General features: G+C 51.3%; 21 protein-coding genes. 11 read left to right on the top strand and 10 right to left on the bottom strand.

The annotated features are described in order from the left end of the window. Positions 1-442: 442 nt before the first annotated feature. From dddP to PCI15_RS08285, 4 genes are all read right to left on the bottom strand, one after another. Positions 443-1,780, bottom strand: a complete 1,338-nt coding sequence (dddP, locus tag PCI15_RS08300; protein ID WP_271273866.1) for a dimethylsulfonioproprionate lyase DddP — start codon at positions 1,778-1,780, stop codon at positions 443-445. 74 nt (positions 1,781-1,854) lie between these two features. Further along, positions 1,855-3,894, bottom strand: coding sequence for an NADH:flavin oxidoreductase (locus tag PCI15_RS08295; protein ID WP_271273865.1), 2,040 nt, complete (start codon positions 3,892-3,894; stop codon positions 1,855-1,857). Positions 3,895-4,075: 181 nt separating this feature from the next. Continuing rightward, a complete protein-coding gene (locus tag PCI15_RS08290) occupies positions 4,076-4,285 on the bottom strand; it encodes a DUF3565 domain-containing protein (RefSeq protein WP_271273864.1) in 210 nt (69 codons plus the stop codon). A 48-nt stretch (positions 4,286-4,333) separates the two neighbouring features. Next, a complete protein-coding gene (locus PCI15_RS08285) occupies positions 4,334-4,885 on the bottom strand; it encodes a TetR/AcrR family transcriptional regulator (RefSeq protein ID WP_271273863.1) in 552 nt (183 codons plus the stop codon). Positions 4,886-5,041: 156 nt separating this feature from the next. On the opposite strand from PCI15_RS08285, the gene trpB reads away from it, so the two are divergent. Then, positions 5,042-6,271, top strand: coding sequence for a tryptophan synthase subunit beta (gene trpB, locus PCI15_RS08280; RefSeq protein ID WP_271273862.1), 1,230 nt, complete (start codon positions 5,042-5,044; stop codon positions 6,269-6,271). Continuing rightward, positions 6,271-7,047, top strand: coding sequence for a tryptophan synthase subunit alpha (trpA, locus tag PCI15_RS08275; RefSeq protein ID WP_271273861.1), 777 nt, complete (start codon positions 6,271-6,273; stop codon positions 7,045-7,047). Before trpB ends, trpA begins: the two co-directional genes overlap by 1 nt. 69 nt (positions 7,048-7,116) lie before the next feature. Here trpA and speB read toward each other — a convergent pair whose 3' ends face one another. Then, the gene (gene speB, locus PCI15_RS08270; protein ID WP_271273860.1) at positions 7,117-8,034 is read right to left on the bottom strand and encodes an agmatinase; all 918 of its coding nucleotides are present in this window, start codon (positions 8,032-8,034) and stop codon (positions 7,117-7,119) included. 366 nt (positions 8,035-8,400) lie between these two features. On the opposite strand from speB, the gene PCI15_RS08265 reads away from it, so the two are divergent. The 5 genes from PCI15_RS08265 to PCI15_RS08245 all read left to right on the top strand — a co-directional run bounded on the left by PCI15_RS08265 (position 8,401) and on the right by PCI15_RS08245 (position 13,413). After that, on the top strand, positions 8,401-9,129 hold the full coding sequence (locus PCI15_RS08265; RefSeq protein ID WP_271273859.1) for a response regulator: 729 nt from the start codon (positions 8,401-8,403) through the stop codon (positions 9,127-9,129). Continuing rightward, positions 9,126-9,902 (top strand): substrate-binding periplasmic protein, encoded by a 777-nt coding sequence (locus PCI15_RS08260; protein ID WP_271273858.1) that lies wholly within the window; start codon positions 9,126-9,128, stop codon positions 9,900-9,902. Before PCI15_RS08265 ends, PCI15_RS08260 begins: the two co-directional genes overlap by 4 nt. A gap of 10 nt (positions 9,903-9,912) precedes the next feature. Beyond that, positions 9,913-12,282 carry an ATP-binding protein gene (locus PCI15_RS08255; protein ID WP_271273857.1) on the top strand — a complete coding sequence of 790 codons (2,370 nt, stop codon included), beginning with the start codon at positions 9,913-9,915 and terminating at the stop codon, positions 12,280-12,282. Positions 12,283-12,346: 64 nt separating this feature from the next. Beyond that, on the top strand, positions 12,347-12,784 hold the full coding sequence (locus PCI15_RS08250; protein ID WP_271273856.1) for a DUF2214 family protein: 438 nt from the start codon (positions 12,347-12,349) through the stop codon (positions 12,782-12,784). A gap of 14 nt (positions 12,785-12,798) precedes the next feature. Next, positions 12,799-13,413, top strand: a complete 615-nt coding sequence (locus tag PCI15_RS08245; RefSeq protein ID WP_271273855.1) for a DUF6151 family protein — start codon at positions 12,799-12,801, stop codon at positions 13,411-13,413. 64 nt (positions 13,414-13,477) lie between these two features. Here PCI15_RS08245 and PCI15_RS08240 read toward each other — a convergent pair whose 3' ends face one another. From PCI15_RS08240 to dctP, 3 genes are all read right to left on the bottom strand, one after another. Next, positions 13,478-14,767, bottom strand: a complete 1,290-nt coding sequence (locus PCI15_RS08240) for a TRAP transporter large permease (RefSeq protein WP_271273854.1) — start codon at positions 14,765-14,767, stop codon at positions 13,478-13,480. Between the two features lie 12 nt (positions 14,768-14,779). Further along, a complete protein-coding gene (locus PCI15_RS08235) occupies positions 14,780-15,328 on the bottom strand; it encodes a TRAP transporter small permease (protein ID WP_271273853.1) in 549 nt (182 codons plus the stop codon). 94 nt (positions 15,329-15,422) lie between these two features. Next, positions 15,423-16,421 (bottom strand): TRAP transporter substrate-binding protein DctP, encoded by a 999-nt coding sequence (gene dctP, locus PCI15_RS08230; protein WP_271273852.1) that lies wholly within the window; start codon positions 16,419-16,421, stop codon positions 15,423-15,425. Between the two features lie 471 nt (positions 16,422-16,892). Here dctP and PCI15_RS08225 point away from each other — a divergent pair, with 471 nt between their 5' ends. Next, the gene (locus PCI15_RS08225; RefSeq protein ID WP_271273851.1) at positions 16,893-17,939 is read left to right on the top strand and encodes a GlxA family transcriptional regulator; all 1,047 of its coding nucleotides are present in this window, start codon (positions 16,893-16,895) and stop codon (positions 17,937-17,939) included. Positions 17,940-17,950: 11 nt separating this feature from the next. Here PCI15_RS08225 and PCI15_RS08220 read toward each other — a convergent pair whose 3' ends face one another. After that, positions 17,951-18,730 (bottom strand): hypothetical protein, encoded by a 780-nt coding sequence (locus PCI15_RS08220; RefSeq protein ID WP_271273850.1) that lies wholly within the window; start codon positions 18,728-18,730, stop codon positions 17,951-17,953. A gap of 172 nt (positions 18,731-18,902) precedes the next feature. Here PCI15_RS08220 and PCI15_RS08215 point away from each other — a divergent pair, with 172 nt between their 5' ends. The 3 genes from PCI15_RS08215 to PCI15_RS08205 all read left to right on the top strand — a co-directional run bounded on the left by PCI15_RS08215 (position 18,903) and on the right by PCI15_RS08205 (position 22,414). Beyond that, positions 18,903-19,229, top strand: coding sequence for a hypothetical protein (locus tag PCI15_RS08215; RefSeq protein ID WP_271273849.1), 327 nt, complete (start codon positions 18,903-18,905; stop codon positions 19,227-19,229). A 632-nt stretch (positions 19,230-19,861) separates the two neighbouring features. After that, the gene (locus PCI15_RS08210; protein ID WP_271273848.1) at positions 19,862-20,800 is read left to right on the top strand and encodes a LysR family transcriptional regulator; all 939 of its coding nucleotides are present in this window, start codon (positions 19,862-19,864) and stop codon (positions 20,798-20,800) included. 39 nt (positions 20,801-20,839) lie between these two features. Further along, a complete protein-coding gene (locus PCI15_RS08205; RefSeq protein WP_271273847.1) occupies positions 20,840-22,414 on the top strand; it encodes a PI-PLC domain-containing protein in 1,575 nt (524 codons plus the stop codon). Here PCI15_RS08205 and PCI15_RS08200 read toward each other — a convergent pair. Further along, positions 22,411-22,959 carry a restriction endonuclease gene (locus PCI15_RS08200; RefSeq protein WP_271273846.1) on the bottom strand — a complete coding sequence of 183 codons (549 nt, stop codon included), beginning with the start codon at positions 22,957-22,959 and terminating at the stop codon, positions 22,411-22,413. The two genes, PCI15_RS08205 and PCI15_RS08200, sit on opposite strands and share 4 nt — an antisense overlap. Positions 22,960-23,109 lie beyond the last annotated feature (150 nt).

Raw genomic sequence — 23,109 nt, 5'->3', positions numbered from 1 at the left:
ACTGTTTAAAAAAACACCTACTCAAACCGTACACCCGGCCACTGAGAGCCATCCGGGTTGTATGCCTGGCAAAAGAGCAATAAAAAAGCCCTATATTTATTCAGGATTAAGCTTAGGCCGTCGTTTTCAAACAAACTTCTTACAAAAAACTAACATTTTATCGCAATAAAGATGATTTCAAGCTTAACTGAAAGCCTATCTAATCAATTAGTCGCACATGAGGGTCAGCTACCCATTTTGCAGATAAAAGGGTCAGTTAAACGACGCCTGTTCTGCTTAATATCGGCCGATTCCAGCAATCCTAAAGCTTGTTACGCATTGAAAAGATTGATTTTTTCGGCCATGCAGATAACGAATCGGAAAACACAGCTGCAGATATTTTACAAATCAGAAGAGAGGAATACCGGCCGACCATGCCAGAGCCGGTATTGTACGATATGTTTCAGCTCAGAAAATCAGCTTCAAAAGGAAAGTTAGTCAGGTTTTCATAGCCATCTTCAGTAATGATAATCTGATCCTCCAGTTTAACGCCTTCACCTCCGCCCACGGCCCCCACATAGGCTTCAACACATAATGCCATCCCCGGTTCGAGGACGCCGTCATAACCATGGCCATCAATATCTTCCGGATAGCGGATTGACGGGTATTCATCACACAGCCCCACACCGTGCATCATGACCCCATAGCGAAGATCACGGTATTCCGGCGGTAAACGTAAACCGGCTTCCGTCACTTCACGGAAACTCATTCCCGGTTTTAGTAATTGCATGTTGTACTGAATATGCTCATAGGCAATCTGATAAAGATGCTTTTGCTTAGCGGTCGGTTTAGCGTCACCGATCATCCAGGTTCGGGACAGGTCGGCACAGATACCGTATGGCCCGATAAGGTCGGTATCAAACGCCAGCAGCTCACCTTGCTGAACGACACGCGGACCACATTCCTGGAACCACGGATTAGTACGCGGTCCTGAGGCCAGCAGCCGGCATTCTATCCATTCACCGCCACGGCGAATGTTCTCGGCATGCAGTACCGACCAGATATCGTTCTCTGTTACCCCCGGCACAGTAGCTTCTTTCATCAGTTGCATCGAGATTTCAGTGGAGGCAATCGAACACCGCATGGCATTGATCTCATCCTCACCTTTAATGACACGGGCATGTTCCATTAATGCCTGACCATCTCTGATTTCAACGCCGCACTTATCAAGCTCCCTTAAACCGGCAATTTCGATCTTATCAACCGCCAGCCGACGGTTATCGCCGCCATGCTCACGCAGTAAGGCGTCAATTTCTTTAGCAAAGTGCGCTGCATGCTCCTGAGTACGGTCACCGGTTTCAAAATAGAAGAATGATGCACCGCCCCGCACTTCCTTCACCAACGGCAAGTACGAAGAAAGGTGTTCGCAATTATGAAAATCCCACAAAATCATATGCCCGCTGGCCGCCACAAAGCAGGCCCGGGCATGGTTGTGTGTGATCCACAACTGCATATTCGTGCTATCGGTGGCATAGCGGATATTCAGCGGGTCAAACAGCAGCACCCCCGCCAGATCCTGTTTGTTCAGCGCTTCCACAATCCGCTGTAAACGAAATTCACGCATCCGGGTCAGATTCGGTGTTGTAAGCCCTAACTCATCCCACTCATTAAATGCCAGGTCTGTCGGCCCGATTTCTACCCGGTCATTTTCGTTTGGCGAACCATCGGGTTTAAGCTGCCCTGCCCGTCGCCGGGTGGGATCTATTTTCCGGTTAGATGAACTGAATACAAAATCTGTCATTAGGTTTTCCTCACCAGTGCAATCACCCATGCAAACGAAGTTTGCATGGGTGATTCGCTTTATTGTTTTTAAGGCTAGATGTCTTTCACCAGACGCAGTGCATCATAGATGGCCGCATGGGTATTTCGGGATGACACAGCGTCACCGATTCTGAACAGCTGGAAAGCCCCGGCAGGATTATTTACCCGGGTTTGCGGCGTGCCGACAATCAGGTCTTCATAGACCACTTCACCGGCATTGCTGGAGGTGCCTTTCAGGTCAAAGTAAATATCGTCCAGCGGCCGGGTTCCGTGGTTAATCACCACCTGATCAACATGCCGGTATTTTTCAACACCGCCATAATCGCTGCCTACCCGGGCCACCAGCCCTGCACCTTCACGCTGCACGCTTTCAAGCCGGAAAGTCACGGTAAAGGTCACATCTTTCTGCTGCATTGCCCGCATATAGGGTACAAGGTTCATGGCCATCACCTCTGGAGCAAAGGCCCGATCTGGCGTCATCACTTCGAGTTGCGCCCCACTGTCGGCGATCACTTCCGCCGCCTGCATCGCTGCATGATCGCCGGCATCATCAAACAGCAACACATTCCCTTTCGGCTTTACATCTCCGGAGAGGATATCCCAGGCAGATACCACCAGTTCATTACCTGCCTCAAGGATGTCAGTATGTGGATAGCCCCCGGTTGCAATAATGACCACAGCAGGCTTTAGAGCAGTAACATCAGCGGCTTCCGCCCAGGTGTTAAAACGGAACTCAACACCTAAACGCTCACATTCCGCCATGCGCCACTCAATAATGGAGATCATTTCATGCCGGCGCGGACTTTGTGATGTCAGCAACAGCTGCCCTCCGGCCTGCGCTGCTGCTTCAAGCACAACCACCTCATGCCCACGCTCGCCGGCGACCCGGGCCGCTTCCATCCCTGCTGGCCCTGCACCGACAATCACCACTTTTTTCTTAACATCCGCCTTCGGAATATCGTGGGGCATCGTCAGCTCACGCCCCGTTGCAGCATTATGGATACAGAATGCATCTCCCGCCTGATAGATCCGGTCAAGGCAGTACGTCGCACCGACGCAGGGCCGGATCTGCTCTTCTCTCCCTTCGATAATTTTTCTGACAATATGCGGATCAGCCAGATGTGCACGGGTCATCCCCACCATATCCAGCTTCCCTTCCGCAATTGCGTGACGTGCCGTCGCCACATCAGGAATCTTCGCAGCATGGAACACCGGCATATCGACAGATGAACGGAACTCACCGGCAAAATCCAGATGCGGTGAATTACGCATCCCCATCACCGGAATCACATCCGTCAGCCCCGGATCAGTGTCGATATGCCCTCTTATGACATTCAGAAAATCAATATGGCCGGATGCTTTAAGCAGTTGGGCTATCTCCACGCCTTCTTCAAAACCGAAACCACCTTTCTGTGCCTGATCAGCGGTGAAACGCACGCCGACGATAAATTCACTGCCCACCCGGGCACGAATCGCCTCCAGCACATCCAGTGTGAAGCGCACCCGATTCTGTAAACTTCCACCATAAGGGCCTTCCAGGGTATTCGTGAGCGGCGACCAGAACTGATCATGCAAATGACCATAGGCCTCAATTTCAATACCATCCATTCCGGCGGCCTGCATCCTTTCTGCAGCATCAGCAAAGTCTTTGATGATGCGTTCTATATCCCAGTCTTCCATTTGTTTGGGAAATGCACGATGCGAGGCCTCACGTTCATGGGATGGCGATACCACCGGTAACCAGTCGCCTTTCGACCAGCCGGTCCGCCGCCCCAGATGGGTCAGCTGAATCATTACGGCAGCACCATGTTCATGGCACTCATCAACCAGATCTTTCAGATAAGGGACCACCTCATCTTTATAAGCCAGAATGTTGTTAAAAACGGGCGGGCTGTCTTTTGATACCGTAGCAGAGCCGGCAGTCATGGTCAGCGCCACACCTGCTTTTGCCCGTTCGACATGATAAGCCCGGTAACGGTCTTTCGGCATTCCGGCTTCCGGGTACGCCGGTTCATGGGCAGTGGTAATTATACGGTTACGTAATGTGAGGTGTTTCAACTGAAACGGTTGGAGCAATGGATCTTTATGACTCATATCATCATGCCTGGTATTTGTAACCCCGGTCAGACTTCACCTCAGTAACCGGCATTACTTTATTGTTGTTATATTTGCTCGTATGGCGCCCGCTCATTGTGGCAGCAGAACAAAGATTCCAGCCAATGATATTTTTTTCAAAACAGCATAAATTAATTTTATACCCTTATTTATCTCCCGATCAGTAGGAATTATCCCGGGGCTCCCCCCTTTCACATTTTTTACAGGTCAGCAAATGGCCGATAAACCGGTCCCGCCCGGTTACTGTCAAAACCCATGGACGGTTAATCCATGGTGGATTGTGGCGTACATGCTGGTTATGCCCACACTCAAGTTCAGCCACCCAGTGCTGCTCTTCATCGGTATGGAAAGCAATTATCGCCCGCTGCATGATTTACCTGCCTGCAATATAAAGCTGACTTATATCAGTACTCAGCATTTACCCTTCGCCCATTAAGGCCTTCAGACGGACAACTAATTGGCTTGCATCCGGTAACTCAGCATTTGGCAGCGCTTTCAACGCCTGCCCAATTATCTGATCCCGGCAAAACATCATAATCCGTTCAGACGAGGTAATACCGGCAGCTTGCAGGCCTTCCAGACAGCGCTGCTGAAGCCCCTGATCAAATGACAGAATCTGACTGCGGGTCAGCTCATCCAGCTTGTAATGCTCGCCACACAGCATCCGGTAAATCATCAGGTATTCAGGCTGCGACGCGATGTTCAGATACCCCCTGATAACCGCTTCAGATGTATCCAGATCACTTGCCAGTAACTCTGATGTAGTCATTTCCAGCTCAGCGGTTAGCTGTTCCAGCAAGGCCATTAACAGCGCCTGCTTAGTGGGAAAGTTGTTATACACAGTCGGCTTGGAAACCCCGGCCTCCTGAACAATCAGGTCAATCGATGTCCCCTGATAACCGTTTTCAGCAAACACCCTGCGGGCGGTATCCAGCAGTTGCTGTTTTTTGGACGGACGACCTCGGGCCATAAAAACTCCACATATCAGCCAGCCGACAAACGTCCACAGGCTATTGACGGCGGTAAAAATATTTATTATTTTTACTATACCGTTTAGTTAAATAATTAATTTCAGTATGCCGTAGCTTATCACCCTCCGGCATACGAGCCACAAAAGAGCGACAAAATGATGAATCAGGACGGGCAATTCGGTCAATACGGGGGAAGTTATATTCCCGAGATTCTTTTCAACAGCCAGCAGGAACTGCTCAAAGCCTATCAGGATGCAATGGCTGATCCGGCGTTCATTACCGAAGTAAAGGATCAGCTCCAGCATTATTCAGGCCGGCCAACACCTCTGACTTACTGCAGCCGGTTATCGGCTGCCATCGGCGGTGCTCAGATTTACCTTAAACGGGAAGATCTGAATCACAGCGGTGCCCATAAAATGAATAATGTTATTGGCCAGGGCTTATTAGCCAAACGCATGGGCAAACGCAGAGTTATCGCAGAAACCGGTGCCGGACAGCACGGCATTGCCAGCGCCCTGGTGTCAGCACGTCTGGGGCTGGACTGCACAATCTATATGGGTGCCCACGACATTGAACGTCAGTACCCAAATGTATTCTGGATGAAACAGCTGGGTGCCACCGTCGTACCCGTTGAAGAAGGCTCTGCCACCCTGAAAGACGCACTCGACGAAGCGCTGCGCGACTGGTCTTCCAATTATGCCGATACCTATTACCTGATCGGCACCAGCTGTGGCTGCGCCCCCTACCCGGAAATGGTCAGTGGATTTCAGTCCGTCATCGGTGAGGAAGTCCGTGAGCAGGCACTCAGCCAGTTCGGTACCCTGCCGGATAAGATCTATGCCTGTGTCGGTGGTGGCAGTAATGCCTGCGGTATTTTCCTGCCCTTCCTGAACGAAGACGTAGAACTGGTCGGTGTAGAAGCCGGAGGGCGCAGCGATGCACCGGGAGATCACGCAATGCGGTTTAATACCGATCAGGCACGCTTCGGCATCGCCCAGGGATTCGCAACCAAATTCCTGCAGGATGAACAGGGCCAGTTACAGCCCACCCACTCGATTTCTGCCGGGCTGGATTACGTGGGCGTCTCTCCTATCCTGGCGGATCTGGAAGAACAGGGAAAAGTCCGCATGACCCAGGCAAGAGACACGGAAGTACTGCAGGCCTTCCAGCAACTGGCCAGCAATGAAGGCATCATCGCCGCACTGGAATCCTCCCATGCGATTGCAGCCGGCTTACGGGAAGCGGCGGACATGAAGCCATCAGAGAAAATTGTTATCAATGTGTCAGGCCGCGGTGACAAGGACATCTTCAACATCGCCAAAGCCCTGCAGGACCAACCTTTCAATGATTTTATCCAGTCATATCTGACGCAGGAGAACAGCTGATGAGCGATCTGAGCCACTATATTCGCCAGCAACGTGCCGACAAACAACTGCTGCTGATGACCCATGTCATTTATGGTTACCCAACCATCGCAGACAGCCTGGAGATGATGCGACGGCTACTGGAACAGGGGGTTGAAATTCTGGAAGTACAGTTTCCGTTTTCTGATCCGGTGGCTGACGGCCCGGCGATTACTCATGCCTGTCATCAGGCGCTGGCAGAAAGGCCACAACTGACGCAATGCATCTGGGATATCAGCCAACTTGCCAGCGAGTATCCGCAAAGCCGGGTATTACTGATGAGCTACCTGAACCCGGTTATGCAGTCCGGTCCGGCCCAACTGGCGTCACTGATGGCACAAAGCATCAGCGGTATTATCGTGCCGGATATCGCTGTTGAACAACAGCAATTGATTGCACCACTGACACAAACCGGCATTGATCCCATATGGATTATTACGCCAGACACGCAGGAATCCCGCCTGAAGACAATCTGCAGTCAGGCCAGCGGCATGCTTTACTGTGTCAGCCGTGCCGGTGTTACCGGGGAATCAGCCGATAAAAATCAGGCCTTAGGTGACTATCTCAGCCGGATCAGCCAGCATACTGACTTACCGCTGGGTGTCGGCTTTGGCATTTCTGATGCTGCAGATATTCAGGCACTGTGCGGCCATGCGGATATCGCCATCATTGGCTCAGCCTTTCTGAATGCCTATAACAAGAACGGACTTGACGGGGTATCAGCAAAACTGACAGAACTGAAGCAGGCTATCGCATAACAGCCCACTTCATCAGGGCCGGGTGCGCGTGAAGGAATCACCCTTCACGCGCACATTGCCCGGTTGGGATCACATCTGGCTGGCCTTCAGATACAGCATCTCCAGCGCCAGTGTCGCTGCCGCTAAAGACGTAACCTCAGCATGATCATAGGCAGGCGCAACTTCTACCACATCCATGCCGACAATATTTACCCCGGATAAACCACGGATAATTTGCAAAGCCCGGTCCGAAGTAAGGCCACCGCTCACCGGCGTTCCGGTACCCGGCGCAAAAGCAGGATCAAGGCAGTCGATGTCAAAGCTCAGATACACCGGCCGGTCACCCAGCACCTGTTTAATCCGGCCGATACAGTCTTCTACACTATGGTTATTCACCCAACTGGCATCCAGCACAGTAAACCCATGATTTTTCTGATTGAAGTCTGTCCGGATACCCACCTGAACACTGCTCAGCGGATCAATCAGACCTTCCATAGGCGCATGATAAAACATTGAACCGTGATTATAGGCAGCGTCACTCTCTTCCGTATCGGTATGGGCATCAAAATGCAGCAAGGCCAACGGGCCGTATTTCGCCGCATGTGCCCGCAATAAAGGCAACGTGACAAAATGATCTCCACCAATACTCAGCAAGGCCTTATCCGCCGCCAGTATCCTGCCCGCATGTAACTCAACGGTTTGCAACATATCGTCACCGTTACCGTCTTCATATACCAGATCTCCGTAATCCACCGCCTGTAAGCGTTTACTCAGCGTAAACTGCCACGGCCAGCGTCGCTCTTCCCAGCGTAATTGCGCGGATGCCTGGCGAACGCCATTCGGCCCAAAACGGGTTCCCGATCTCCCGGATGTTGCCAGATCGAACGGAATACCCATCACGCACACATCCGTGCCGTCATCCAGCGCTCTGGAAAGCGGTAACCCCATAAAAGTGAAAATATTTGCGTAGGTATTTGAATCAATACCCAAAAGCTCAGAATTGGTCATCGAGCAGCTCCCTATTAATAAAGAATATAAAAGCGCTCTCGCAAAAGAATCATTGATTGTCTTACGGACGTCAGGAGAACAGCAGAACGGTTCCCACGTTTAGAGTCGTGATGTTTGCGACTTTGGCACCCGTTAACCGGATACCAAACCGAATAATAATTCTGTTTATAATTAAAACTCAAGCCTTTTTAAGCAGGCTGCTTTTCATCTGTTCTTCCCCTGAAAAAGCACAACATTCGTATAAACTTGTAAAACCTTGTAAATGAAATGTAAACAAGCCTTGCCTGAGCTAAGCTTCAGGCACTAATGTTGAATTAAAATAACAACAAATCCGGCCACTACTGCGCCGCTGAAACGAAGTAACCTATGAACTCAGACGCCCGTATCCTGGTAGTCGACGATGAACCTGTCACCCGGGAATGCCTGACAAGCTATTTTGAAACCGAAGGCTTTCGTGTCTTTGAAGCTGAAACTGCTGAACAGGCGGAATCCGTACTCAGCGAACAAACCATAGATGTCGTACTGTTGGATATTCGCCTGCCCGGCAAAGACGGCCTCACCCTGACCCGGGAACTGCGGGTGCATACCGAAGTGGGGATCATTCTGGTGACTGGCCGACAAGACGAAGTAGACCGTATAATCGGCCTGGAATGCGGTGCTGATGAGTACGTCACCAAACCTTTTAACCCAAGGGAAATTCTCGCCCGCACCAAAAACCTGGTACGCCGGGTACGGCACTGCACAGAAGCCAAACCCACCGATGCTCTGCCCAACAGTTTTAAAACGTTCGAGCGCTGGAAGCTGAATCTGGATCGCCGCCAACTGGTAGATGACCAGCAACAAACCACCCAGCTTACCGAAGGCGAATTCCAGCTGCTGAACACGCTGATGAACCATGCCGGGCAGATCATGAGCCGTGAACAGATTCTGGAACAGATCCGGAACCGCGAATGGGTACCCAGTGACCGCACAGTTGATGTGCTGATCGGCCGCTTACGGCGAAAACTGGGCGATGATCCCGCTCAGCCAAAGACCATTCTTACCGTCCACGGTGCCGGCTACCTCTTCACCCCTAAACCAGCAGATTTATCGTGAGCCGTTTTTTTACCGGGCTCCTTCTGATCTCCGCGGTACTGGCAAACACAGTCAAAGCTGACACCCCGCGACCAGTGCTCACCGCTTGCGGGCATCCGTTCTACCCACCGGTATCCTGGGTCAGCGAAGGACAGCTAAAAGGTCTGGCCCCGCAACTCACTCAACAACTCTTTGCGGAACTTGGCTATGACGTACAGCTGATCGCCGACACCAACTGGAAACGCTGCCTGCTGGAAGCCCGCCTGGGCAATATTGACATTGTGGTTGCCGCCTACCGCATTGCCAGCCGGGAAAGCTATCTGGCATTCAGTGACCAGTACATCATTGCCGATGAAGTCCGGATTTTCGTAAACAGTAATGCTGACGCCCCGATTACCGGCATGGAAGACCTGCCGGGTAAAACAGTCGGCTTATTACTGGGAGACAGCTTCGGTGACCGCTTTGATGCTTTTCTGCAATCCAACAGCCATATCGAATATGTTTCAAGAAATCAGCAAAATTTCAGTAAACTGGCCAGCCAGCGTATCGATTACATGCCCATTGGCTGGCGCAGCGGCATGTTGCAAACCCGTAAACTGGGTTTTGAAAACCGCATCATGCCGCTACGGGAGAAAATCACCAGTGAATATTACTATCTGGCCCTGAGTAAAGCAGGCACCCTCAGCCAGCATCTGCCGTTTATTAACCGGCGTCTGCAGGAGCTGCATAAAAGCAACCGGATCCGGAATATGATTCGCAGTAACAGCCTTGAATACCTCCACAACCCTCTCTGAGAGATGTCCCATGCGCGCCCTGCCTGATCTTATCCGCCAACTGCTTCGTTATCCAAAGGACCATCCTCTGGGTTACCGGATCATGCAATATGTCAGCGCCTGCAGCTTTGTATTCATTCTGCTTTCCACGGCCGTGCAGCTAACCATCGACTATCAGCGGGAGTTCAGGGTTCTGAACCAACAACTGGAAGTGATTCGCGACAGCTATCTGGCCAGCCTGGCAAAAAGCCTCTGGGATATCGATCAGGCCCAGATCGAACTGCAGTTACAGGGAATCGAAAACCTGCCGGATATCAGCAGGCTTGAACTCCGCCTTCCCACCGCAGCGACTGAACATACGGTGCCCGGCCCGCAAAAACATATGCAACGGTTCGAACTTATCCATACCACCGCCAACGGTCAGCAAAGAAATCTCGGACAACTGGATGTCCACATTGATATTCAGGGTATTTATAACCGTATCTATGCAAAGGGCTTCACTATACTGCTGAACCAGACACTCCTTGTATTGCTAATCGTACTGGTCATCCTGATCATTTTTCACCGCCAGATCACCCGACACCTGGAAGCCATGGCGACCTACAGCCGGAAAGTGGGCGCCGGACAACTTGAGGACAGCCTTCGCCTCAACCGGCACAAACCCCAGCACCGGGATGAACTGGATCAGCTGGTCAGCGCCCTGAATGACATGCGCCAGGCCATCCAGCAGGACCGCCAGCGCCGGGATCAGGAACAACAGGAGCTGCGTTACAACCGTGACCAGCTACAATCCATGGTGGAGCAGCGGACTGAAAGCCTGCGCCGCGCCAAAGAAGCCGCCGAAGAAGCCAATGCCGCCAAAACCCGGTTTCTGGCAACCATCAGCCATGAAATCCGCACGCCGATGAACGGCATGCTGGGTATGATTCAGCTGCTGGAAAGCACCCCGCTGAATAACAGCCAGTATAAACAGGTGCAGGTCCTTCATGACGCCACCGACGCCCTTCTGGAAACCTTCAATCAGGTACTGGAATACGGCAGACTGGTAGAAGGCGCACATCAGGTAGAACAGAAACCCTTTATTCTGCAATCCATGCTGGAAAACCTGATCAGTCTGTTTGAGCCCGGCGCCCGGGACAAAGGTCTGAGTATTGAGCTGAATTATCCGTCCACTCTGGCGCCAGCCTATTTCGCCGCTCACAGCAGCCTGCGGCAAATACTGAATAACCTGCTGGCCAATGCCATCAAGTTTACCCACGAAGGAAAAATCACTCTGACCGTATCTCAGTTAGCAGGGACCGCTGAACAGCACACACTTCGCTTCAGTATCCGCGATACCGGCGTTGGCATTCCCCAGCCCCTGCAGGAAAAAATATTTGAACGCTTTACCCAGGCCGATGAAAGCATTACCCGCCGCTTTGGCGGCACCGGCCTGGGGCTGGCCATCTGTAAAGAACTGGCCCAGCAACTACACGCAAAAATCGGTATGCAAAGCGAAACCGGTCAGGGCAGCTGTTTCTGGCTGGAGGTAAAACTGCCGGTCAGCAGCTCTCTCGCTGCCCCGGCTTCAGACTTGACACCTGACAGATCAGCACCACCGCCAACCCAGCCTGAACTGAATATATTACTGGTTGAAGACGTACAGATTAATCAGGATGTTGTGCTGGGACTGCTGGCACCTTTTAATCACCGGATCAGCATTGCCAGTGACGGCGAACAGGCACTGACGCTTTGCAAACAGCAGAGTTTCGACCTGATACTGATGGACATGCACCTCCCCGGCCGCAGCGGGCTGGAAATCAGCCAACTGATCCGTAATGACCCACTATACCAACACCAGACCATTCATATCATTGCCCTGACAGCCAGTGTACGTCAGGAAGATCTGCACACCTACCGGTCCCTGGGCATCGATACCGTGATCGCCAAACCGGTCAACAGAGACCAGCTACTGCACGCCATTTCGCACTCCGCCGGTAGCAACACTGATGCACTCCCTCCGGCCACACCACCGGCACCGGAGGCGCAGCCTGCCCCTTTCCTTGATGAAAACCTGATCCGCATGCATGAAGACATGCTTGGCACAGAAAAAGTCACAAACCTGATGAAAGGATTTGTAAACAGTTGCGATGAACTCTGGCCAGCCATTCGTCAAAGCCTGGCGGAAAACGATCTGCACCACGCTGAACAACAGCTTCACAAACTGGCCGGTGCCTGCGACACTCTCGGCTTTCGTGCCACGGGAACGCTGTTACGGCATACAGAGCAACAGCTGGCAGATGCGGCACTGAACGGCAAGGCACCGGACACAGACACGCTGCTTCAGCAATTGCACTCAGGCATTGAAGCAAGCCGGCAGATCGCCCTGCACTGGCCCGGGCAGCAAAGAAACCACGACTAACGCTATCCCCCTCCGGCCATTTCGGTCTACACTGAGCCGCTAACACCGGCAACAGGACCCTGTAATGGAAGAGCTTCTTGTCAGATATCTGCACTTCACCGGCCTGATCATCCTGGCTGCGGCTCTGGTCAGTCAGCATCTGCTGTTACGTAAAACCATGACCCCGGCCGCCATCCGGAAAATAGCCATCATTGATGGCATTTACGGGGCAGGTGCGATGCTCATGCTGGTCAGCGGCCTGCTAATGTGGTTTATCGTCGGAAAACCGCAAACATTTTATTCCGCTAACATTATCTTTCACATCAAACTCCTGCTGTTTGCGATAATTGCGGTTCTGTCCACAATCCCAACCTGGTTTTATTTGCGAAACCGTCGGGCAAGCACCAGCAGAATACCCGTGCCCCGGCGCATTATTCGCATTATCCGGACTGAACTGCTGTTACTGCTGCTGATGCCATTACTGGCGGTCTCAATGGCCAGAGGGATCGGCAGCACATCCTGATAAAGAGCCTGACCATGACTGATATTCCCCTGCAATGCGATTGTGGAGCCGTTAAGGGCATCGTCAAACATGCCTCACCCACCAGTGGCAACCGTCTGGTCTGTTACTGCCGCAGCTGCCAGGCATTTGCACACCATCTTAAAACACACCGTCGGACTGGAGACCACCCGTCTGTTCTGGATAGCGATGGCGGTACCGAAGTGTTTCAGATACCGCCGGCCCGTTTGCGGATCACGGAAGGCTCTGAGCATATCGCATGCCTGAAACTGTCTCCCAAAGGAACATTCCGCTGGTATACCCGCTGCTGCCATACACCGATCGGTAATACACTGACAGCCGGCGTTCCCTTTATTGGCCTGATACACAGTTTTATCCGGCTGGCCCCGCAAGAACGCCAGCAAAGTCTGGGAGACGTTCAGGGCTATATTCACGCCAGACACGCAACCGGCAACCGGATAGCCGCCCGCAGGCATCAGGGAATGCCTGTGACTGTCGGCCTGAAAATTGCCGTTCGCCTGCTTCTCTGGAAAATCTGCGGTTTAAACCGTCCCACGCCGCTGTTCGATGTTGATGGCAACCCCATCGCAGTACCAGCAATCATTCTCCCTGACAGCCCCCCTTCTGACTGACACATAAAAAAACCCCCGGTGCCGAAACAGCCGGGGGTTTGAACCGTGATCTTTACATCAGCATTCAGCCCATCAATAACTCTGGCAAGAACAGTGATACCTGCGGTACATAAGTCGTAATAATCAGCGTCGGTATCCAGGCAAATGCAATCATAATCAACGTCGGCTTCAGCATCGCGCTGACACGTACATTCGTCACCCGGGACCCCAGATACAGCAGCGGAGCTGTCGGCGGTGTGATATTGCCCATCCCCAGATTAACGCCCACAATTGCTGCAAACTGAATCGGATCAACCCCCAATTCAACCACGATCGGGAATAACAGCGGAGAAGCCAGCAACACACCACTGACATCATCCATCAGCATGCCGATCAGAATCATCACAACGTTGATCATAATCAGCACAACAATTGGATTTTCAGAGACCGAGAAAATCAGCTCCTGCGCCAGACCCGGGATGTCTTCAAAAATCAGCAGCCGGCTGACGATCATCACCATAAAGAACATCACCATTACCACACCGGTGGTGGTGGCAGACTGTACCAGGGCTTCTTTGAAGTTATCCTTATTCAGACCTTTATAGATAAAAAACCCCACAGGAATGGCATATACCACCGCAATACCTGCCGCTTCGGTCGGCGTCATAATACCGCCGTAAATACCGCCCAGGATCATAAACGGCATCAGCAGTGCCGGTAAGGCAAAGCGGCTTTTACGGGTAACTTCGCCCACAAAATCATCACTGGGCGGTAAGGTTTTAATGCCTTTATGTTTACGCAACATAAAGTAGTTCACGATGCACAGCAGCGTCACCAGAATCAGACCCGGGACAATCGTCGCCAGAAAACACTTCAGTACCGACTGACGGGTAACCCAGGCATAGATGATCTGAATTGCGCTGGGAGGAATCAGCAATCCCAGCGGGGCCGCATTGGTAATCAGCGCGGCAGACAACCCTTCCGGATAGTTTGCCTTCCGCAGCTGGGGCATCATGATACTGCCGATACAAGTCAGGGTTGCAGTCGCACTGCCGGCAATCGAACCGAATACTGCACTCGCCCCCACGGCGGTGTATGCAATACCGCCTTTAAAGCGGCCGACAAACAGCTCTGCCAGCTCGACCAGAGGCTGAGCAATCTTACCCCGCTCCATAATCGTACCGGCAATAATGAACAGAGGAATCGCCAGCAGAACCAGCACATTCATACGCCAGTGCCCGGAGGTTAAAAAGCCGGCCGGATCGTGATCCCCGGTCAGCGACATATAAATCAGTGCCAGGCCAAACGCGAACGGTACCGGAATACCGATCAGCAGAGCGACACAGATCACTAATAGTGTCAGAAGAATTAACATAAAGCCTGCCTGTCAGATATGTGGTGGGGTTTCGTTGTCTTCCCAGACATCACTCGGCCCGGAACGTAACCCGCTGTAGAGATGCAGCGCGGTATAAAAGGTCATGAAGACAAACCCCAGGAAAATGCCCAGCTTGGGAATAAAAAACGGCAATTCCAGACCTGTGGTGCGCTGCCAGTTCGGATAGGCAACCACCTCTTCCTCGACCATCAGCCAACCCCAATAGGTAAGCACCAGACCGATCAGCACCTCCAGAAAAACAGTAAAGTTAACCACCAGCCATTTTTTACGGGGATCTTCCATTACGGATAATAAAAAGTCGGCTTTAACATGGGTGTTTTCATAACTCCCCATAGCACCGCCAAGAAAATAAACCCAGAAGGCCAGCATTAATACCCATTCTTCATACGCAAACAGGTCTGCTTGAAACCAGTAACGCAGAATAACCACAAAGAAAAACACACACGCCATCACCAGACTGGCAGCAGCAAGGAAATATTGTTTTATTTGCAGTAAGAAATTAACCAGACTTCTGAGCGGGCGCGGTATATCCAAATACATAAAGCACCTGCTTACTCAGAATTAAATATACAAAGAAGAAAGCTGCAGAAAATATTCTTTACTCTGCAGCCCCCCTTCTCAGACAGCAGAGCCGTTACAGATCAGCAACGATTTTATTCAGATTCTCTTTACCCAGACGTTCTTCCAGTTTTGGCCAGGTCTTCGCGCGAATCTCATCGGCAATTGCACCCCGCTCCGCATCAGTAATTGGCAATACCTTCACACCAAATTCTTCCAGCTTTTTCAGATTGGCCGCGTCATTCTCACGGCTCCAGTCAACGAACTTTGCTGCGGCACGGGCGAATACATCAGCAATGACTTTACGCTGCTCATCGTTCAGTTTCTTTTCCCAGGTTTTCTTACTGGCATAGTACGCGTAGTTTTCAACAAATGCGTTATATGGCACATAGTTGCTGATTGCTTCTTTAAAGGTGGTATAAGTCGCTTCAGGCGTTGCACCGATCATTCCGTCAACCACACCCTGCTGAATTGCCGGGAAGGCATCACCCCAGTCGATTGTCGTGGTGTTATACCCCATATCCTGTGTTGCCAGCTTCGCAGACTGAGCACTCCAAACACGTATATTCTGACCTTTAGCACCCGTAGTACGGTAGTTTTCCGGCTCAGTCGAAGACATCACACCAATGAAACCTTCTGCCGTAATACCCAGCAGTTTCAGGTTCAGCTTATCCATACGCTGATCGAAAAGCGTGTAGAAGTTAGACCCCGGACTGAAGACTTTTTCCATCTCGTCATAGTTGGAAACCAGGTATGGCAAAGAGTTAATCTCCAGTACCGGATCCTTATGGCTGTAGACAAATGAATGGACAATATCGATAGTCCCACGTGCTGCTTCCCCTAAAAGCTGCTCACCTGAACCCAACTGCCCAGCCGGGTAAAGTTTGATTTTCAGATCAACACCGGCACCTTCAAGCTCATCCTTAATCTGGCGTAACACTTCAGATGCATACTGATCAGGCGCATGCTGGCTGGCAATCCGCAATGTAGTTGCAGCTTCAGCAGAAGTGGTTAAAACAGCCCCCAGCATCATGCTGCTGGCGATCAGGGATTTAAGGCTGGACATTTTACTCATGAGGAACTCCAGAAATATTATTTTTATATATAACACCGATAAAAACTCACCGGCACAGTTAAAACTATTTACACACACTACAACCTTGCAGCGTGTCTTGAATAAACAGCTAAAACATTTATACACAGAGAGTAATAATATTTCTAACCGACCATAAACCGCCAAAAAACACATCCGGACACATAGTTATTAACACTTTGTAAACACCCAAAGCTAACCGTATGTTTTATTATATTTATATTTATATTTACCTGAAAAACATAAATATAATGTTACATCTGATAAGCATTTTTCAAAAAAAGCATTACATATAATTACAGTCTGTTTACAAAATAAATACTCTGCACAGGCTTCAGCGTCGCTAACTCACTGATCAGATATCAGCCCGATAAAACGCACGCACTGTAAAATTACAACTTTACGGTGAAAACTGTTATAAAAGCGCCTTAACCTGTGAGAACACCGCAACCAATGAGCGCATCAAAAGATACCCGTCAGTTCAGTACCCCGCTTCGCGAAACCAACCGGCGCTTCCTGCCGGGTGAAACGCCCTCAGAGAAGCCGCTGCACGTCGCATTTATTCTGCTGGAACATTTTTCAATGATGGCCTTTACTGCCGCCGTGGATGCTCTGGTCACCGCAAATCTGGTACGCACCGCTCCCCTGTTCAGCTATCAGACTGTCGGTCTGGACAGCACTCAGGTTAAAAGCGATCTGGGAATCGAAATATCGACCGGTACTCAGTTATCGCAACTGCAGACAGAGACTAAAGATAACTTCGATATGCTGATCGTTTGTGGTGGTTATCGCTGCAGCATTGATGTTCACCCGACACTGACGGAGTACCTGAAATCCCAGAACACACCTCAGATCATTTACGGTGGTCTGTGGAACGGTGCAATCGCACTAGCCCAGGCAGGCCTGATGGACGATACGCAGTGCGCCATTCATCCGGAGAATCACGCCTTTATTAAGGAAAAATACCCAAAAGTACACGTCAGCGACCAGATTTTTGTCACTGACAACAACCGAATCAGCTGTGCAGGTCCAAACAGTGCACTGGAAATGATGCTGAAAATCATCGAACGCCTGCAGGGAAAAGACATTGTCCGGGCAATACGGGAAATTCTCAGCTGTGACCAGCTGGCCGAAAACAGTCAGAATCGTCTGACGCAGTTATCAGATAAAACCGACTTGCCTGAAAGCCTCAGAGAACTGATCCAACTGATGACGGCCAACATTGAAGAACCCCTGAGTATCGAAGAGCTGTGCAATTTTGTCGGCGTGTCGCGGCGTCAGGCCGAGCGCCTCTTCCAAAACCATCTGGAAACATCGCCCAGTAAATACTACCTGGAGCTGCGAATTACCCAGGCGCGGCGGCTACTGTTACAAACCAGCCACAGCATTACTGATATCGCACTGGCCTGCGGCTTTGTCAGTTCCAGTCACTTCAGCAACTGTTATAAAGATTATTTTGGCACCGCCCCAACGTTTGCACGGGAACAGCACCGCCAGTAACAGAGACTCATTCAGTCAGCAGGCAGACGTACATCCATCAGTAAGCCCGCTACCGGTTCAACCCCGCTATCCGGTGCGGCAAACAGTGGCTTTACCGTAACTTTTTCAGCGCAGGTATCAATTACAACCTCTCCCTGAATCTGAGTACTGAGAAGATCTGTCAGGCCATCAGTCACTCTATGGTCATAATGCTCCCAGCAAAGCAGATAGCCAGCTTCCGCCTGCAGAATAACGTTATCCGCAGCTTCATGCCCACCAGCAAGCCAGTCATTCACAACCGCGGCAATCTGTTCATACTGCTCAGCCATGCCTGCCGCCTCCCGGCTTTTCATCACCAGACACCGCAGTATTCCGGCATGCCAGTCGATTGCAGCCTCTTTCAGATACACAGGCTTGGAGTCTTCAAGCTTGCCGGACCAGGGCGCCGGAAAAAACGACCGGCTGCGGGGAATATCACCGTCCCGGTTAAAATTAAACACCGTGCCGTGTAACGCACCATAAGCCCGGCCTGCAACCGTTTCACGGGTCGCGGTTTTATATACGGCCTGGCTGGGATAAATCACTAACGCCAGCTCATCCGGTAATGCAAACCCTGAGTCAGGTAAAATCAGGGGAAAGTACGCCTGCAAACCTAACGGCTGCATTTGCTGTACGGTCGCGGGTATAAATATTTTGCCCAGTTGCTCACTGAAGCTCTGCCAGTCAGTGGCCATGGAAGCAATGCGAAATCCTTGCCAGACACGCATTCCGGCCGGGTGTATCCGCCTGGCGGGTAGGGTACCCTTATCCATCAGACTCTCCTATCTACCTGATTTATAAGTAACATTTCTTATAGCTGATACCTAAGACTAATGCCAGCCGGATTTCCCGGATTGGCAATCCTGAAGTTACGGTTGGCCTTTACTATAAGGAGCCGCTAAAGTTTGAAGCGTTAAATGAGCAACCGCAGTAAACCGAGACAAGATGCGCGTAAAGACGATATGTAACGACACAGATCATCCTATTCAGGTCACCCTGTATGTATCGGGCAGATCGAACAGTGATGTTACCCAGACCCCCTACGGGACCCGTAGCGTGGAACTGGAACCGGGACAAATCAGTGACGTCAATTTTGGCGATATCCGGCATAACTATTTACACGGTGTAAAGCTCGAAGCAAATATTGAAGGAACCAAAGTAATCAACCAGGGCATGGTGGATTTGCTGGACTCGGTCTTCGACCGTGTAATTAATAATGAAGAACTGCTGGAAATTTCACGGCTCCGGCAGTTACTGGTAAGCCCGGTTTAACAACGCTTCTGAGTTAAGACTTCAGGAAAGATTACGCCACAGGGATGCTGGCGGGTAAAAGGACTTAGTACACCAGGGACAGGCAGGGACAGATATCCCCATATGGAAATGGGAAGTGCGCTGAACGGATGATACGCACAGTGGATGGGTTGTTGGGGAAGTGGACTTCCTCCCAGGGAAAAAATTTATAAACGTCTAAAGGGATTCAGACAGCAGGGATTGCACAGTAACAAAACGGAATTATTCAGGGACACATGCTTTACACAGTGCGTATATGGATATGACGTACCACGGAACGAACACTGCGGCCGGGATGCCCACAGGGACGACACTACGCACCGCGCCAAAACGGATTTGGCCCCTATAGAACAAAGCCATCACGGAACGGCAAACAGCGGAGTCTGTTTTGCCTGAAAGCCAGCAAAGGATTGCATGTTCTATAGACCACAGCTTCGACGGATCTCTCCACCCACATGGACGTGGACACTTAACTTTCAATAAGATAAGTACGCAAAGGCTATTTTTAGCATATAATTGCGAATTCTTGGCATGGACCGCTCTTCATTGTTATATCGGAATATAACAATCAGTAAGGGATGTGACGAAGAAAACTGTTATCACGGATCCGACAGATGAATTTCGCGAGTCAGAAATACCTCAAGCTAGACCCCAAACTTTTCAAAGCGTTTATGGCTGTGGCCGAATATGGCTCATATGCCACCGCTGCCAAAAAATCAGCCCAGAGCCCTTCGGTGGTTTCTGATCACATGATCAAAATCCGCGAAACACTGGGGCATGATGTCGTTATAAAAGTCAGCGATACCTATAAACTTACCAGTGCCGGCAAAATGCTGCAGCAATATATCCGCCGCATTATGGACGTCACCGCCGAATTTCATGACGGCCTGGATCAGGGGCAGGAATCTATGGAAGGTATGGTACGTTATGCCATGCCACCTTCCTGCCTGCAAAGCCCGCACTTCCCTATGCTGTTACAGCGCCGCCTGGACTTTCCCGGTATCGCCCTTCAGGTTGAACTGTGCCCAACCGAAGCGGTCACTCAGTCGGTCATTGACGATCGCTTTGATTTTGGTTTTGTCACGGAACGGATTGAGCACCCTTCACTGCGTTACATTCCATTCTGTGAAGAAGAGTACGTACTGGTCTCAAGCTCCCGGTCCACGCTTGACGAACTTCAGCCAGACACCGTCATGGACCACCGCTTCATTAATTATCCGGGAATGGACGTCTGCTTTGACCTGTGGGCCAGACACTTCATGACGGAAGCTAAAACCCTGACCGCCCGGTCGCTGTATCACACAGGTGATATCAACGACATTGTCGGCGCCATTAAAATGGTTATTGGCGGGCTGGGAATCAGCGTATTCCCCCGCCACTGTGTGGAAGCTTATCTGGAAAACGGCGAACTGGTCGAGTACGACAAAGGTGACCTGCCACCGATGATGAATACCATTTACATCACCACCCGGCGGGATATCAGCCAGCCCCGGCGTGTAGACACCGTTATTCAGTGGTTCCGGGATATGCATCCTGAATTCCAGGAAGAATAACCGCACCGTATAACAGCAGCACTTATCGTGGGGACCCATATGGATATCAGAAACATTAATCTTTTTGCCCACAACGGAGACTGCTGGGTAACACCTCCCAGCACCATGGAAAGCCTGTGGGCCGGTCTGGGAGGTGGTGCAAACGGACTTTGCCTGGATGTCCTGCTGACCCGCGACAAGCAGATTATCTGCACAGCGAACGCCTCACTTGAACACAGTTGTGGCGTACCTGCTCAGGTTGACACCCTGGATCTTGACGCTATCCAGAAACTGGATGCGGGTAAAACCTGGCGTTCAAGCGAACTTGATGCCAATTACCAGCCGACCGGTGCCCGGGGGGAAGACACGCCCTGGGATGCCAGTAGTCAGCGTCCCGTTGTCCTCAGCAAGCTGGAAGATGTGCTGCGAATCTTTGGCCGCCGTACCCAACTGCTGATCCGCCTTCCCGACCTGACATACCAACATCAGTCTGACCTGACCACCTTACTGGCAGAACTGTTAAGCCGCTTCGGCCTGACGCAACGAGCCTGCATCATCGCGCCCATTGCTACCTGTCAGCTATTACGCCAACAGGGATATCACGGCGAACTGGCAGCAGACCTGACCCGGATGAACGGTCTGAACCCGGCCACTCTCGATGCCGCCAGCTGCGTCGACGCCGATTACCAGCTTGCCTGGGCTGAAGAATTTGTCAGCTATTTTTTGAACCAGAACCAACCCGTTCAGAATAAAAACTGGTTACTGATCACCCAGCAGCCATTTGCCCCTACACCGGACACAATCCGCGCCCTCAGACAGGCAGCGCCTCATATTGCCGGGCTTATCGCCAGGGGGGCACTGCCAACCAGTGAACAGCTTCTGCCACCAGCACAGGTTATGCAGGACGATTTTTCCGGCGACCGGATTGACCGCGACCTTTGGACCGCCGGTTACAGCCACACCAATCAGGACACCCGGATTTATCAGGAAGACGGACTGCACATCGATATAAAACAGGGCGGCGAGTATTCCGGTGCTGCAGCTGTCACCTGTAACAGTTATCACGGTGACTTCGATGCCCGGGTGGACTTTCATGTCGCCAGCCCTCATCAGGGCACAACCTTTGAAATGGCTGCCATCGGTATCGACCCCGGCTACTTCAACATAAGCAACGACAACCTGAATGGAAAAAAAGTAAATCTGACATTTGACGTCCATGGCGCACCGCCTTATGCCTCCAGCGAACGGGATGAAGATGACGGTTTCCGGACCGGCTGGAATAACAGCTTTAACCTCACCAAGATTGGCAGTGTCAGTCAGGAAAACGGGGAGCTGAACATCGATGACTGGGCTGCCAGCTCCGTCAACATGTACAACAAATACCGGCGCGACGTGGGTTACGGCGGCAATGACTCCCCCACCGGCACACTGCGGCTGATCCGCCGCGGCCCGGTATTCAGCTCATACTACAAAGACGCTCTGAATAAAGCCTGGGTTTGCTCCGGAACTGTGTTAGTTCATAACCTGCAAAGTGAAGCCTTTATCCGGCTGGCGGCCAAACACTGGAAAAAACGCAACCCGGAACCGCCCAAAAACCACGTCACCTTCAAACAGTTCAGACTCTTTCAGTATTAAATCTGACAACCGGGGAGGCTTAACTGAGCTCCCCCGGCATCCGGTGACAGCGCTGAACCGACAGGCTGCGCATTCATCAGTAACTCAGAAACCACTTCATTCTTCAGTGAAAACAGCGTAAGCGTCGCCCCCAGACTGTTCTGAACGGCCTTACTGAGATCATCACGGGCAACAACTGACAACCAGCTTACCGGGCGAATATTGGCATACCGGTCCAACCACTCAGCCTCGGCAACATGCCGGTACCTTCCCAGATCTTCACCCAGTAAATACAGCCTCCGTTCGGGCATATAGGTGATAACCAGATCCCCGGCGCTGATCTGCCGCGCAAACCGGTGCAACATACTCACTGCGTTACTGACTTTCGCAGGCTTCTCGTCTCCGTAGGCTGACACATACGCCCCGTGCAACGCAGCCACATCAGCATAACCCGCCAGATTCCCCAGACAATTCCAACCCAGCGCCACACAGCCCCGGCTTGCAAACAGCTCAGCCAAACGCCCCCCTTTACTGGCTCTCACCATCCAGGCATTTTTATATTGCAAATGAAATACCGCCTTTTCTGTTTAATCCGCTGTATCAGGTCCACCCGTACAACATAAAAACGCCATTATAAACAGCAGCAACCACTCCTTTGAACAGGCAGCCTCTTAACGGCTGTATCTTTCTTCATAATCCGTCATTCAGATAAAAAA

Source organism: Aliamphritea hakodatensis, from assembly GCF_024347195.1.
Taxonomy (GTDB): domain Bacteria; phylum Pseudomonadota; class Gammaproteobacteria; order Pseudomonadales; family Balneatricaceae; genus Amphritea; species Amphritea hakodatensis.
This window is presented reverse-complemented; position numbering and strand designations above follow the sequence as displayed.